Raw genomic sequence first — 14,648 nt, 5'->3', positions numbered from 1 at the left:
GTTTAAATAGAATTGATCTTCAGACTTTACTTTTAAAAGAGAGCATCCCTTATTCTTAAACTTGTGAAGAGGAAATAGGGAGTCTCATCCGATTACAATCAACATATGCTAGGAAGATTTAAAAAGGCTAGCATAATAAATTTTACTTCCCCTATATATAAAATAAACAATTTTACCATCAAATACATTAGGAATATCGGAAATGAAAATTAAGCCCCTCCACTTACTTGCATTAATGCTCAATTCTTCTTCAGTGATCAGCATGGAAGCACCGTCTGCATTTAATCCTCTAGAGGCTCTGGCACAAGCAAGCATCCAGAAAAGTATCCCCGATAATCAAACGATAATTTTAAATCGTTTGGATAATGATCAGTATCAATTATTCTCCAAGATTATCATACCGCCAGATATGGGAGATCTCTTTAGAAATGGTCAGATTTTGCCCCTCTCATCTATGGCTACGCCATTTACCCCCTCTATAGTTCAAGAATGCATCGAACAGGCAACAAAGCAAATATGTGAACTATTCTCCATCAATTATCCGCCAAACTCTGAGAAAATAGAGCTAACTGCGATAGAAGCAAACTTGCGATATCTATTTATTATGGATCAACTTTCTCTTGCAAAGATAGAAAACAAGCAACTGGTTGAGAATACGAAGGGGTATTTATATAACTTGCTGTCCAACCAGATGAGGAGCTGTGGAAAATTGGATAGAAATAAATTCCATGAGATTCTATCTCTCCCTTCCTCCTCAGTATTTATCAATAAAATAAATAAACGCGTGCAAGATCTTAAGTTTAATATCAACAGTAAAGGCGGGCAGGCTAACCTTTTTAAAGATATAGCAACCATTAATCACAGCCAAGGGCGGGCATCAGCCTATAAATTCATCTTGGAGACCTTCAAGAAGGCTTTATCAACTACTATTACTACGGATCTTGTCCCTTCATCGCCTGCGCCAGTACCCTCTTCTCCTTACGGGTGGCTACCCCCTTCATCTCCTACGCCAGTACCGCCTTCTCCTTATGGGTGGCTACCCCCTTCTCCTTATGCTCCCTCAAGTGGTTCCGCTTATTCAGTAATGCCTTCCATCTCCCTTTCTGATAGGACCGGTCACCAGGCTGCCCAGTCCTCTATGAGAGAGTCGAACAGTAGCGCCAGTTCTTCAACTATTGTTACGGATTCAAATGTAAATATTAGTCCAGCTGACTCAAGCGCACTATCATGCGCCAATGAAGAAGCATCATCCCCTACGGTAATTACAACAGGGAAGAGACAACGAGAGAAGGAAGACAATGAGGCATCCCGCGACAAGCATTCTTATAAGACCCGAAAAATTGATCTCTCTCTTGTCGAGACTCCAGAAGATTGTAAGAATGAAATTCTTAATTGTTTAGAGGAGGCTTTAAGTCGTTGTGAAGGAATAGAAGAAACTGAAAGAAAACTTAGAGACTTTCAAGATTATCTTCACTCTTCCGTAAGTACAAAGAGTATGAAGACAATTTATCATTATTATATTCAGGCAAAAAATTGGGGCCTAAGCAATGATTTTTTCTATTTTATTCTCAATAATTCAGAGAGTAATGAAGGAGATCATAAAGAAGCAGAATCAATTCAGTTAAGTGATGACTTTATTCAATATTTACAACTTCGCGAGCAAAGAGAGCAGCTATTTAAAAATAAAAGCGAACAGGTATCATATTTTGAGAACTTTAAAAAACTTATTGATCAGGCTCCGCTGGCTGGGTTCAACTCTCAGCCTTTGGGGCAAATCTTAGCATTACAACAAGAAGAAGCAAGCAATCGACTTAAAGAAACTAACCAAAAATTAGCAGTCCTGAGCCGCAAAAATGGATATCCTCGTGCCTTTTAGAGGGACCTGTTTGGCGCAAAAGGATGGGTTAAGCCCATCCCTGCAGCGACCAGCAATAATTACTTCCTTTTCTGGAAGGAGTTAAGATAAAATCCAATAATTTAGCCTTATTACACACATTAAAAAAGCGGCCTTGAGGGCCGCTTTTTTAGTAGATCCAATTATCGATTAGCCTTGACGCGCTTTAAAGCGAGGATTTTGCTTATTGATAACATAAGTACGGCCACGACGACGCACAACTTTGCATCCTTTATGGCGCTCTTTTAATGTTTTGATTGAATTAGCAATCTTCATTTTTGAAAACCTTTTTAAAACAATTAGTACAATTAATACAGAGGTAAGTTAAGGTTGTCAAGTTTTTCCCTAATAATATGCTAACTTTCTCAGCACTCTATTATTTCTTTGCTTCCAAATCCTTAAGGAAGGCTTCAATATCACCATTCTTTCGATTTAACAGACTGCGATAATCATCTCTTAAGGTTATGCTCATGCTGATCCCTTCAATAACGACATCATGGATCTTATTATTCTTGACCTGCCATTCGACATCAGTCTTAGGGCTGCCTGGCTTTTGAATCGTAGATTTAACGATGTCAGAACCGGCACGCTGGGAAACGTCGCCAATCTTGAAATCTACACCGCGATATTCACGAAACCGATTGGCATAAGCTTTTTTAAGCCGATCCTTAAATACCCCGATAAAACGCTCTTTCTGGGCAGGTGTTGCCTGGCGCCAATAACTACCCATAACAAATTGAGCAATACTCCGCACATCAAATCCTTCTTCTAATAAAGCAACAAACCGCTGCTCAATTTGATCGGGGGAATCATTGCTATTGGTTAAGGTTAAGATTGCACGATTACCCAAATCTTGGATAAGCGCTTTAGAAGTGCCACACCAACCGGCACCGATCAATAAAATGCCTAAGAATATTATTCTTGTTAATTTCATCATCGATTGTATCCCCACATTCTATTATTGTGATGGATCACTATATACATAAATGATTTAATAATCAGTAAAAATTACGCCTATTTTAGTGTTTTTATGGTATATGTCGGCTTAACATCACAGTACTCTCTTAGCAGGCCGGATATACCATCTTCCACAAACAAGGTGTCAATCCCATACTGCTGTCCGCCTTGGATATCAGTGGTCAGGGTATCACCAATCATCAATGCTTTTTGCTTATCTTGAAGGATTCCAGGAAATTGAGCATTCACAAAGTCAAAGATAATAGCGTTTGGTTTACCAATGCGCCACGCTTGACCGCCGAACTTTTCTTCTAACCGCCGCGCAAAGAACCCTGCTGTCTTTCGTAAGGTATTCTCATGGGCAGCATGAATGTCTGGATTGGGGCAATAGACAAGCAGGTGCTGCTTAGCAATGTACTCCAACTCGGGGTCAAATTGGCTAAAATCTTCAGCTTCCTCAAGAAAACAGCTCAGGATAACAAAGTCACTTTCATCAAGCGTATCGACTTCGATAAGATTCATGCCTGACAACAGATCCTTATTTCGCGCCCGACCCAAATGATATACCTTTTGGCCTTGGTGCTTTTCTTGCAACAGGGACCGCATCACATCCCCGGATGTCACGATATTGATCGTACCGTGTATTCCTAGCTGTTGCAGCGTCATACGCGCCAGATTGCTCGGGCGAGGATTATTAGATACAAAAATAATTATTTTACCCTGCTGTTTTAGCTTATTTAGCGCTTTTACACCCTCCGCCAGGGGATGCACCCCATCATATACTACGCCCCAAACATCCACGAGCAACGTATCATACTGCTCTGCAATAGCAAAAATAGAATCTAATCGCATTTACCGATAGCTTCCTCATCTTTTTTTTCAGTTTAAGAAGATAGACCTTAGTGCCACCATAACGACGTTCATCAAGGACAGCCGTACACGCTAATAAAGGGGCTATGTCGGTCTGGACCTCAGTCTCGTATACGATGACTGTATCTGAATTAATCCAATTTTGCTCGACTAAGTACGGTAGGGCTTGGAACTCTAAGCCTTTACCATAAGGAGGATCTAGAAACACCAGATCCATGGCTCTTGCTGCCTTTTTAAGCTTCCTTATATCACTAATTATAAGGTGTAATTGGTCAGATTCAGGAAATAGCTTAAGATTTTGCTGTAGGATATTTGCTATTTTGGGATGAGCTTCCACAAAGGTAACGTTGGTTGCCCCCCGTGATAAGGCTTCTAGCCCCAAGGCACCACTTCCGGCAAAGGCATCAAGAACATAGGCGCCCTGTAAATCAATCTCAGGATGATGGCACAGGATATTAAAGATCGCCTCACGAATGCGGTCGGTGGTTGGCCGTGTATAAGCTTGGTCGGGAAGAGCAAGCTTACGCCCCCTATTTTTTCCGCCGACGATCCGCATAACCCTTATCCTTATGTTGCGGGGGCACAGCTCGAACGGCGGATGCCTGTTTTAAATGAGGGAAATGTTTCACAAAGGTACTGTAGGGTATCTCCCATACATCGCCTGGCTGCTTTTTATCTAAAGAAAATTCCCCATAGGCGACGCGAATTAAGCGGTTAACATGCAATCCTAAGTGCTGCATTACTCGACGGATTTCACGGTTTTTTCCTTCATATAAGGTCATAAATAGCCAACAATTGCGCCCTTTTGGTTGTTCCATGTCGACGTCAATCTGCCCGTAATTTATCCCCTCAATGGTGATTCCATTCGCCAGGTCGGCTAAAGCTTGAGGATCTATATCCCCATAAACTCGGACCCGATAGCGACGCGGCCAATTGGTGGATGGTAGCTCCGCGTACCGTGCCATCGAACTATCGGTCGTCAACAACAGCAGCCCTTCAGAGTTTAAGTCTAAACGGCCAATGGAGATCACCCGCGGCAAGCGATCAGAAAGTTGTTCAAAAACTGTAGGACGTCCCTGCGGATCATGATGGGTGGTAATAATGCCGGTGGGCTTATAATAGCCCCACAGGCGCGGCTTTTGAGACTCTGGTAAGAGTTTGCCATCAACAAAGATCTTGTTGGCTGAGGAGACATCCAAGGCAGGGGAAGTAATAATGGTCCCATCCACACTCACTCGTCCTGCCTCAATCCAACGTTCAGCGTCGCGACGAGAACACAGGCCTGCAGCAGCAATCCTTTTAGCAATTCTTTCTTTTTGTAAGGTCACTTTTGTGCTGCTTTTATAAAATGGTTAAAAATCGCTCGATCCAGCTGACTAATGTGGAACTCAGGGTGCCATTGCAATCCCAATGCAAACTGCTCAGGATCCTGAAATTCGATGCCTTCAATCACCCCATCAGTGGCGGTGGCATTGACAATAAACCCGGGAGCAACCTTACGCACAGCCTGGTGATGGGCACTATTAACAGCAACCTGTATTTCCCTGTCAGACAAGTGGTGCAGCAAGGTTTCAGGGACGATGTGAATATCGTGTCCAGGTTCATGGCGCGGATTGGGCTGTTCATGGGCCAAACAGTTCTCAATTTCAGCCGGAATATGCTGGATTAATGTGCCGCCGAAAATCACGTTCATTAATTGCATTCCACCACAGATCCCCAGAAGCGGCTTACGCTGCTCTTTAATTAAGCGGGCAATAGCAAACTCAAACTGTGTTCGCTCGGGCTTCACCTTAACAGTCTCATGGTTAACTTCTTCCCCATAATTGCTGGGGCAAATATCAAAAAATCCACCAGGAATCAACAATCCATCGATTCGATCAGCATATTCTTCTAATAAATCATAGGTATACGGTAATAGAAAAGGGATACCGCCCGCGGCCACGACCGCATCAACATAATTATACCGTATAGCATACCAAGGGTAGCGTGAATAGCTGCCCCCTATATCAGAATCTAACGTTATTCCAATAACTGGTCTGCGAGTCATAACTAAACCTTCTTATAAAATAAATTTTGATAGATCAGTGTTCTGCGCCAGATATCCTACTTTTTCTTGGACATCGGGAGCCGTAAATTCTACCGACTGCCCAGCCATATCGGGCGCTTTAAAGCTGATATCTTCAACAAGTTTCTCAATAATAGTGTGCAAGCGTCGAGCGCCAATATTTTCTACATCACGGTTGACATTAGCCGCAAGGGTGGCAATGGCTTCGATCGCATCCTCTTTAAAGTGTAAAGCGACAGATTCTGTCGCCATCATGGCTTTAGCTTGGGTAATTAAATTAGCTTCAGGTTCTGTCAAGATTCGGACAAAGTCCTCCTTTGCTAACGCTTTAAGCTCGACCCTTATGGGTAACCGACCTTGTAATTCTGGAAGCAAATCAGATGGCTTGGCCAGATGAAAAGCCCCCGAAGTTATAAAAAGGATATGATCCGTTTTAACAGTTCCGTGTTTTGTCGCAACATTGGTCCCTTCAATCAAAGGAAGTAGATCCCGTTGGACTCCTTCCCGGCTCACATCTCCTCCTGAGCGTTCACTGCGTACACAGATCTTATCAATCTCGTCGATAAATACGATGCCATTCTGTTCTACGGTTTCAATTGCTTCCCGAGTGACCCGTTCTTGATCTAAAAGCTTATCACTTTCTTCAGAGATTAGGATTTGTAAAGCTTCTGCAACTTTCATTCTTTTTGTTTTGGTACGACTTCCTAAAGACTTTCCAAAAATATCGCCTAAACTGACCATGCCCATTTGCGCTCCTGGCATACCCGGAATGTCAAAGGCCGGCATATTAACGTTCGAGTTATCGGCTATTTCCACATCAATTTCTTTATCATCAAGCTCACCAGCATGTAACATATTGCGAAACTTAAGACGTGTTTCCGAGCCTGCTGTTTCCCCGACCAAAGCATCAAGAATGCGCTCTTCTGCATGGACCACAGCTTTTGCCTCGACTTCCTTCTTAAGCCTCTCCCGGGTCATATGGAGGGCAATTTCCACAAGATCGCGAACAATTTGTTCCACATCACGACCAACATATCCAATCTCAGTAAATTTAGTTGCTTCCACCTTCAAGAAAGGGGCATTAGCCAACCGGGCTAATCGACGCGCAATTTCTGTTTTACCGCAGCCCGTTGGGCCAATCATTAAGATATTTTTAGGCAGGACCTCATCTTTAAGATCCGGTGAGAGTTGCATCCGTCGCCAGCGATTCCGCAAAGCAATGGCGACTGCACGTTTGGCTTCGTGTTGGCCGACAATAAACCGATCAAGCTCACTTACAATTTCGCGAGGTGTTAAGTTTGTCATAGGGAAATACTCTCTAACACAATATTATTATTCGTATAGATACAAATATCAGCGGCAATTTTTAAGGATTTGCGAGCGATTTCTTCAGCAGTAATACCTTCCACATCCACGAGAGCACGGGCAGCTGACAAGGCAAAGGAGCCGCCAGACCCGATGCCCATTAATCCATCTTCGGGCTCTAAAACATCGCCATTTCCAGTTAAGATCAAGCTTGTCGCCTTGTCCGCTACAGCCATCATTGCCTCAAGGCGCCGCAAATAACGATCTGTGCGCCAGTCTTTAGCGAGTTCCACACAGGCACGGGTCAACTGGGCGGGGTATTGCTCTAACTTAGCTTCTAACCTTTCAAATAAAGTGAATGCATCAGCGGTTGCCCCCGCAAAGCCAGCGATCACATTTCCTCCTGCTAAACGCCGAACTTTACGAGCTTGAGACTTAATGACCGCATTTCCCAATGTTACTTGACCGTCCCCAGCAATCACGACTTGGTTACCTTTGCGCACACTTATTATTGTTGTTCCGCGCCATTGCGGCATCGAAGAGGTTGATTCCATCCTAAACTCCTGCAATTATGGTCAAAACAATGAGGGAGGTTACTCATGTCTTATGATGTTAATAACATATTTGCACGAATTTTGCGTCAAGAAATTCCATGTAAAAAGGTTTTTGAGGATGAGAAAATTCTCGCGTTCCATGATATTTGTCCCCGCGCCCCTATCCATATCCTGATTATTCCCAAAGGAGAGTACATCAGTTTTCATGATTTTCACAGCCATGCCGATGCTGAAACAGTTGCTCACTTTTACCAGAAAGTCGCAGAGATTGCTGCCGAATTTAAGTTAGATGAGGCAGGATATCGAGTGATCGCTAATTGTGGCCTTAATGGCGGCCAAGAAGTCCCTCATTATCATTTGCATCTGTTAGGAGGTACCAAATTAGGAGGATTCTGAAAGGGGCAAGCTAAAGCAAGCCGGCGTTAGCCACCCCTTATATTGCTTTAGAAGCGATAATCCAGCCGCAATTGTGCCCGATGAAGATACTGAGCGCGCGCGATTTCAGCCGAATAATTCGCTGAGATATTAACCTGATCTGTTAACAAGGCAATAACTCCCACCCCTGGATTCACCATGTGCTGCGCTTTCATATATGTAAAGACTTTAAAGCTGCCCCCACACTCCGCAAAGGAAGCCTTAATGCCTTGGGGATAGCTTGCATAGCGTTTATACGTATAACCTATTTTGCCATAAAGGTAGACTGACGTACCATTTATATCCAAAGTTTGGGATAATTGCGCTCCCAGTTTAACTTGCCAGAAACGGCTGTCATGACGATTCACCCTTAAACGCGGGTTAAACCCTTGACCACTTTCGGTATAGCCTTTTTCCGTTAGCTGCATGGTGCCTAGCGCTGCATAAGGGGTTAGTGTTAACAGTCGTGTCAGAATAATATCGCGGCCCGCTTCCATGATGGCGTTAAAATGATAGCCGCCATGATGTTGGCCATTGGTAAATTTAGCCGTCGGCAAAACTAAATGGCGTCGGCCACTAAAATCATGATAGCCAATAAAGGCAGCCACATTAAAGTACCACACCTCATCCGGTTCCCAAACCCCGTAGATACCGAAGCGATAGCTATCAACTTTACCACTGCCATAGCCTTTTCGCAGGCGATAGGACATCCGGTTATAACCAAGCGCTGCCCCAATCAAAACTTGACTATTAATGACCCGGTCGACCCCCACTAAAGCATTATAAACATCACCTTTGATGCCGGCGACCCCAATTGTTGGGCTGTCATCGCGATTAGAGCGCTGGTTTAAAAAGCTAGCGCCTTGCTGTAACCATAAGGTGATCGCTCCCACCACCGCGCGAACACTTTGAGGTAGGGCCGCCATCTTAAGATTAAGAGGGAAAGTTGAAGGCTGAGGTCGGTTTGAATTGGCAGAACCCATCACAGGCGCCTGGTTCTGACTTAATGCGAGTCCCAACTGTTCTTCCGTAACGTTTTCTTCTGTTGCTTCCTTAATTCGTTTCTTCAAGCGACGTAGGCTGCGATCCATATGGCTGAAAGCAAACAGGCTGTCGCCTTGGCTAAGTTCAAGAGAGGTAATTGCTGAACCAATCATGCCATTAATGGCGGGATGCAACTGATTCAAAGCATCATACATCTGCGCCTCACTCAAAGAGGGCAGCACATTAACCAACTGTTCTAAAACACTGCCCGAGGGAGGGGTGCCCAGCTGCTCTATATACTCCGCAACTTTACCAGGGTTACCGAGTTTAACCACGTCAGATAAAGGCAAACGGATCACTGTTAAATAAGCGTTATTGGTATCATAGGTCGCCGTGTATCGCAGAAGGCGAGATAATCCTGTCACCGTTGTAAAGGTGCCAATCAATGGATTATTGGGAGCGGACAAGATGGTATATGTTAGGCCGCTAGAATAGTCCCCGGGCTGCGGAATAACATATAAAGTCCCACCAAGAGTGGCCGTACCTGTGACATTAATAATATCTGATAAGCCCGCATCATTTATTTCACAAGCATAGGTCCCATTGGAATTGTTATAATTGGCTAGGACTTGAGCAACACCGATGGAGTTTCCAGGCTTAACTGTACCACTATTCAGAATACTTAGAACTGTGAAGTTACCTGTTAACCGTGAGGCATTATTAATCACCACATCCGCAGTGTTGGCCGTACCATTAATTTTGACTTCACCTTGCTGGATGACGATTTGTGCGGCCAATCCATTAACAGCGTTACTAAGTTCGAGAATACCAGGGCCTTCCTTGACTAAGTTACTATTGCCATTGATGGGGCCGGTAATTGTAACACGGTTGTTGCCAGTATGGATTATACCCACTGTATTTAAGTTAATGGTATTGGCAATATTATTGAGATCAGTTGTAAAGTAGAGGCGAGTCCCCGGAGAGCTAAAGGTAAAGTCTCCCGCACCGAGGGCTTGATTATTACCCGCTTTTATATCGCCCATTTGTAACAGAGCCCCGATGAAAGTGTTTGGACCATTTAACGTTAAAGTCCCTGTACCCAGCTTAGTCAACGCAGAGCTGCCACTAATGGCCCCATTAAAGGTAACATCGTAGCCTTGTGTGTCCAAGAAGCCATCCGCATTAATCTTGATGTCGTTGGGCAATCCTGATGTTAAGGCTGTCTGGATTTTTAAGGTGCGGGTATCAAGGGCGCTGCCCTTAAACTCAATTGCCCCTGTTCCTGCGGCATAAGCATCGCCCACTGTTACAGTCCCCTGGGTGAGGTCGACGCCACCGGTAAAGCTATTGGCATGGGTTAGAATTAGTTCTCCCGTTCCAACTTTGATGATTTTGCCGCCAGTGCCGCCACCCAGACCACCATCTTGAATTAGCCCCCCATAAGAAGAGGCGGTAGCAATATCTGTTGTCAAAGTCTTTCCGCCAAGATATACGGTTCCCTGGGTGCCCCCTAATCCATAAACAGTAACAGTTGCCGGAACCATCCCACTAATATCGAAGCCGGCAGTAGAGGCAGTCAAATTGATTGTCGCCGTTCCCACTGTGCCACTTGCCCCAAGTGCTACCCGCGTATTCGGCCCAATATCGATATTACCTTGCAGCGTATTAGTACCTGTTAACGTTATTGTCTTAAGAGAGCTACCGCTGTTGGTGGGATTAAAGGTTGACGTATTCGCCCCTGCAATAACGCCACTTAAGGTACCATCATAACCATTCAAATCAAAAGTGCTAGCCCCCGAGGCTGACAAATTAATATTATTCGCGACTGTTAACCCAGAGGCTGCAAACCGTGCCTTACCGCCGTTATAGATGACACCACTGGTGCCTAAAGCCGCATTGCTAGCAATGCCCACAAAGCCATCAGTTAAACGGGTGATTCCGGAATAAGTACTGGTCACGGTAAGGGTTAAGGCGCCGGTGCCTTGCTTTTCTAATTCTCCAGCGTTGGTGCCAGTAATGATGCCCGCATAGCTGGTCGAGTTGGCGGTCCCTGCTCTAAGACGATAAGCGCCTAAGCTCACTGTACCACCGCTACCACTTAAATCTTGGATGGTTTGATTACCTGCGGTAATATCAAAGGTGCCGCTGCTAATATCCACGCCCGAGCTCGGTTGGATCGAGCCGGCCGCGTCCATGACCAAGGTACCGCCTTGAATGTAGGTTTGCCCGGTATAATTCTTTGAATTGGGAATATGCGTCGTTCCCGCTTTGGCAATGACGCGCCCTGGACCATTCATAACATTGGAGAAAGTATAATTACCGGAAGTGTGATTAAAATACGCTGTTCCGGTGCCGGTACCGAAGGTAACGTTACCAACGAGGGTGCCGGGAGCGGCTGCAGTGTTGCCGGCTTCATCGCCGATATTAATGGCTCCGACACTGCCCGTATTCTCAGCAACGCGAAATTCTGTTGCTGTAGCTGTGGCGCTACTTTGGAGCGTGAGACCGCCATCGCTGCCATTATTGAGACCAATATAAGGTGCTGTTGCTGATGAGTAAGCCGATCCTAAATCTTTTACAATTAAGCGACCGCGACCGCCTTCGCCAATGGTAGCCGGCGGTGACGCGAAAGTAGCACCATTGCGCAGAGTGACTGTCCCGTTACTTCCCGCTAGCTTTCCAGCCACAAGACTGGTCGCTAAGCTAAGATTAGAGGTAGCCCCATCAACAACTAAGTTTCCGGTTCCAGCATTGGCGACAATAGCGCTATCCATTGACACAGTGCCACTGCTTTGGATGGTAACAGTTCCATTACCCGTGGCCAAATCTCCTAAGGTTGTGGTCGTCCCCGTAATTGAAGAGCTGGCATCTTGAACAACAACGTTACCTGTGCCTGCTGACCCTACCACCATCGGTGGTGAGTTAAAGGCAGCAGCATTGCGCACCGTAAAGGTTCCATTCCCCCCAACTGAGTTACCAACTGTCATGCTTGTATTTAAAGTAAAAGAGGAGCCAGAGCCGTCATAAATCAGTTGGCCGGTGCCGGCATTACCAACAATGGCAGTATCTAAGGTTAAGGAGCCAGTGGTCTGTAAGGTTAAGGTTCCATTACCGCCGTTCACCTCACCCAAATTCGCTGCTGTGGCTGTCAAGGCCGAGCCCGCATTCTGAACAAATAGATTGCCGGTTCCGCCATTACCGACAATGATTGTTGCAGCCGTAAAATTGGCATTCGCGCCATTACGCACTGTAAAGGTTCCATTGCCTCCCGTCTGATCACCAACACTCATACTGGTGTTAAGAGTAAAGGAAGAGCCGGCGCCATCATAAGTGAGCTGGCCCGTACCCGCCTTACCAACAATGGCAGTATCCAGAGTTAAAGAGCCATTATTATGGACCATGACTGTTCCTGTGCTACCAGCCACCTCTGCCAGGTGACACTGAGCTCCTGTAAAACTAGAGCTCGCATCCTCGATTGTTAAAGTCCCTTGTCCTGAAGGCCCTGAAGCGCCGATAATACTGTCAGCACTGGTAACTGTCGCTTGACTTTGGATAAGCATTGTTCCTTGGCCTGCTCCTCCGACAATGAGAGAGGTAGGGACAAAGGATTGATTAAAACTGCCGGTAGCTTGGTTTCTAATTGTCAACGTTCCACTGCCACCGGCATTGGCGCCGATTGTAGTGCCACTAGGAACATTAATTTGTGTTCCAGCCCCATCAATGGTTAAGGTGCCGGTCCCTGAGCCGCCGATAGTGGTATTAAAGGGGCCCCATGATCCTTGATTGGTCGCTAAGCCGGTCCCCACGCCCCCGCTTGAATTCCCCAAGGTACCGGATTCATAATAAACTGTTGAACCCGCCCCCGTCACTGTCACACTTCCTTGACCTGAGTCACCAATATTGGTAAACCGGGGGTTTAACAGTCCACCATTTTGCACAGTTACGGTACCTTGGCCGCCGGAGCTGGCCCCTATATTAACGTAATCACCAGAACTAAGCTCAGCCGAAGCACCATCAATAACAACGGTTGCTTGGCCGGCGCCGCCGATATTTCCATAATAGGTTGATAACTTGCCCTGATTTTGTAAAGTTAGGGTGGCTATACTACCAGCATTACTCGCAAAATCTGTGCCAAAGGAAGAGGTACAAACAGAACCGACACCATCAATAAGCATGGTGGCATTGCCAGCAATGCCAAAGCCACAATTATAATTTTGCAACTGGCCGCCATTAGTTACAGTGATCGAAGCCGTGCTGCCAACATTGGTTGCCGCTTGGGTTGAGAAAGAGCCATTAAGGACACTTCCGGCGCCGTCAACGGTTACGGTTGCTTGGCCCTGATCCCCCAAATTTAGGTTTGTGGCTTGGATCGACCCTTGATTGTTAACTGTTAGGGTCGTCTGTCCCGAGGCTGCTGTGGCAAGTCCTAAGCCGTCTAGAGTAATAACAGAGCTGGCGCCGGTCACATTAACCGTAGCCGTTCCCCCACCAACATCAAGACTCCTTCCCGTTATTTGCCCTCCGTTCTGCACAGTTAAAGAGGTGTTACTTCCAGCATTGCTCGCTGCGTAAAGATCGAAACCTGCGACTAACGATCCCGGATCCTTAATCAGGATTGTACTGTTACCATCCGACCCAAAGGACGTGGCTAAGTCATTGAGGAGTCTACCGCCATTACTTACTGTTAGGCTTCCGACACCTGCCGCTCCCGCCGCTAGACCGAACGTCCGCGTTTGATATAAAGAGTTAGTTCCATCAATGAGGACTGTAATATTTCCATCATTTCCTGGCACCATCTGGTTTGACCCCATGGTGCCACCATTGGTGATGCTAAGGGAGGCTGTACTGCCGGCAGACTGCGCGAAAGAAGTATTACTGACATCAGTAATATTTGAGCCTCCACCGTCGATATTGATGGTCGCATTTCCAGCACTACCCACAACCATACCGCCTGTGCTAACAGTGCCGCCATTGAGAACGTTTAAAGTACCAGTTCCCCCAACACTTGTTCCTATATTCATACCGGCTTCAATCTTCGACCCCGCCCCCGTCACTGTCACGATGCCTGTACCTGCCTGACCAGCAGTGATAGCATTTCCTGCGGTTGCACTATTGATTACTGCCCCATTCTGCAGCGTCAAGGTGCCATGACTCCCGCCGTTTACACCAATTATGTCTGCATCATCAAGAGTTAACGTTCCATTACCGTCTAGCAATAAGGTTGCTGTACTATTCACCCCTATGGTGACTCTGTCCAAGGCAAAGTTGAAGGCGCCTGCTATAATCGGGGATTGCGGAATATTAGTATCAATAATTGCTCGAAAATTTGGAACACCATTAGGATTCCAGTTGCTGGCATCGAACCAGTCGGTGCTGGTCGTTCCTACCCATTCCGGGTCGCCCGCCCAAGACAGAGCCGGGAAAATGAAAAGCATCGCCTTGTAGGGTAATTTTAGAGAAGAAAGAGCCTCTGCTGATCTTAAAGAAGAAGAGAGATAGTAAGCCTCAGCCAGTTGAGCAATACGACTAGCAAGTAAGCGTCGACAATTAACATTCATGCTTTCACCTCTTCCAGAACCGCAATTTTCTTTAAAAGAAACGTTCT

11 protein-coding genes are annotated in these 14,648 nt (G+C 45.8%); 2 read left to right on the top strand and 9 right to left on the bottom strand.

All coding sequences use genetic code 11. The annotated features are described in order from the left end of the window. The first annotated feature begins 202 nt into the window (after window positions 1-202). Complete coding sequence (locus tag HMO_RS0106770) at window positions 203-1,876, top strand: hypothetical protein (RefSeq protein ID WP_010300351.1); 1,674 nt, start codon at window positions 203-205, stop codon at window positions 1,874-1,876. Window positions 1,877-2,044: 168 nt separating this feature from the next. Here the strand turns inward: HMO_RS0106770 and ykgO are convergent, their stop codons facing one another. The 8 genes from ykgO to hslV all read right to left on the bottom strand — a co-directional run bounded on the left by ykgO (window position 2,045) and on the right by hslV (window position 7,645). Then, window positions 2,045-2,170, bottom strand: a complete 126-nt coding sequence (gene ykgO, locus HMO_RS0106765; RefSeq protein WP_010300349.1) for a type B 50S ribosomal protein L36 — start codon at window positions 2,168-2,170, stop codon at window positions 2,045-2,047. Between the two features lie 100 nt (window positions 2,171-2,270). Beyond that, window positions 2,271-2,831 carry an MlaC/ttg2D family ABC transporter substrate-binding protein gene (locus HMO_RS0106760; protein ID WP_010300348.1) on the bottom strand — a complete coding sequence of 187 codons (561 nt, stop codon included), beginning with the start codon at window positions 2,829-2,831 and terminating at the stop codon, window positions 2,271-2,273. 77 nt (window positions 2,832-2,908) lie between these two features. After that, window positions 2,909-3,703, bottom strand: coding sequence for a TIGR01459 family HAD-type hydrolase (locus HMO_RS0106755; protein ID WP_010300346.1), 795 nt, complete (start codon window positions 3,701-3,703; stop codon window positions 2,909-2,911). Next, window positions 3,663-4,277 carry a 16S rRNA (guanine(966)-N(2))-methyltransferase RsmD gene (rsmD, locus tag HMO_RS14135; protein WP_010300344.1) on the bottom strand — a complete coding sequence of 205 codons (615 nt, stop codon included), beginning with the start codon at window positions 4,275-4,277 and terminating at the stop codon, window positions 3,663-3,665. Before rsmD ends, HMO_RS0106755 begins: the two co-directional genes overlap by 41 nt. Then, complete coding sequence (locus tag HMO_RS14130; protein ID WP_010300343.1) at window positions 4,252-5,049, bottom strand: pseudouridine synthase; 798 nt, start codon at window positions 5,047-5,049, stop codon at window positions 4,252-4,254. The genes rsmD and HMO_RS14130 overlap by 26 nt, the downstream gene beginning before the upstream one ends. Then, the gene (locus HMO_RS0106740; protein ID WP_010300340.1) at window positions 5,046-5,768 is read right to left on the bottom strand and encodes a gamma-glutamyl-gamma-aminobutyrate hydrolase family protein; all 723 of its coding nucleotides are present in this window, start codon (window positions 5,766-5,768) and stop codon (window positions 5,046-5,048) included. The genes HMO_RS14130 and HMO_RS0106740 overlap by 4 nt, the downstream gene beginning before the upstream one ends. A 12-nt stretch (window positions 5,769-5,780) precedes the next feature. Then, a complete protein-coding gene (hslU, locus tag HMO_RS0106735; RefSeq protein WP_010300337.1) occupies window positions 5,781-7,091 on the bottom strand; it encodes an ATP-dependent protease ATPase subunit HslU in 1,311 nt (436 codons plus the stop codon). Beyond that, window positions 7,088-7,645, bottom strand: coding sequence for an ATP-dependent protease subunit HslV (hslV, locus tag HMO_RS0106730; RefSeq protein ID WP_010300334.1), 558 nt, complete (start codon window positions 7,643-7,645; stop codon window positions 7,088-7,090). Before hslV ends, hslU begins: the two co-directional genes overlap by 4 nt. Before the next feature lie 45 nt (window positions 7,646-7,690). Here hslV and HMO_RS0106725 point away from each other — a divergent pair, with 45 nt between their 5' ends. Beyond that, entirely contained in the window at window positions 7,691-8,041 is a 351-nt protein-coding gene (locus tag HMO_RS0106725; protein ID WP_010300329.1) for a histidine triad nucleotide-binding protein, read from the top strand. 47 nt (window positions 8,042-8,088) lie between these two features. Here the strand turns inward: HMO_RS0106725 and HMO_RS0106720 are convergent, their stop codons facing one another. Further along, complete coding sequence (locus HMO_RS0106720) at window positions 8,089-14,601, bottom strand: autotransporter-associated beta strand repeat-containing protein (RefSeq protein ID WP_010300326.1); 6,513 nt, start codon at window positions 14,599-14,601, stop codon at window positions 8,089-8,091. Between the last annotated feature and the right edge of the window lie 47 nt (window positions 14,602-14,648).

The organism is Candidatus Odyssella thessalonicensis L13 (assembly GCF_000190415.1).
Classification (GTDB): Bacteria; Pseudomonadota; Alphaproteobacteria; order Paracaedibacterales; family Paracaedibacteraceae; genus Paracaedibacter; species Paracaedibacter thessalonicensis.
The sequence above is the reverse complement of the archived record's forward strand: the minus strand, read 5'-3'. Positions and strand labels throughout refer to the sequence as shown.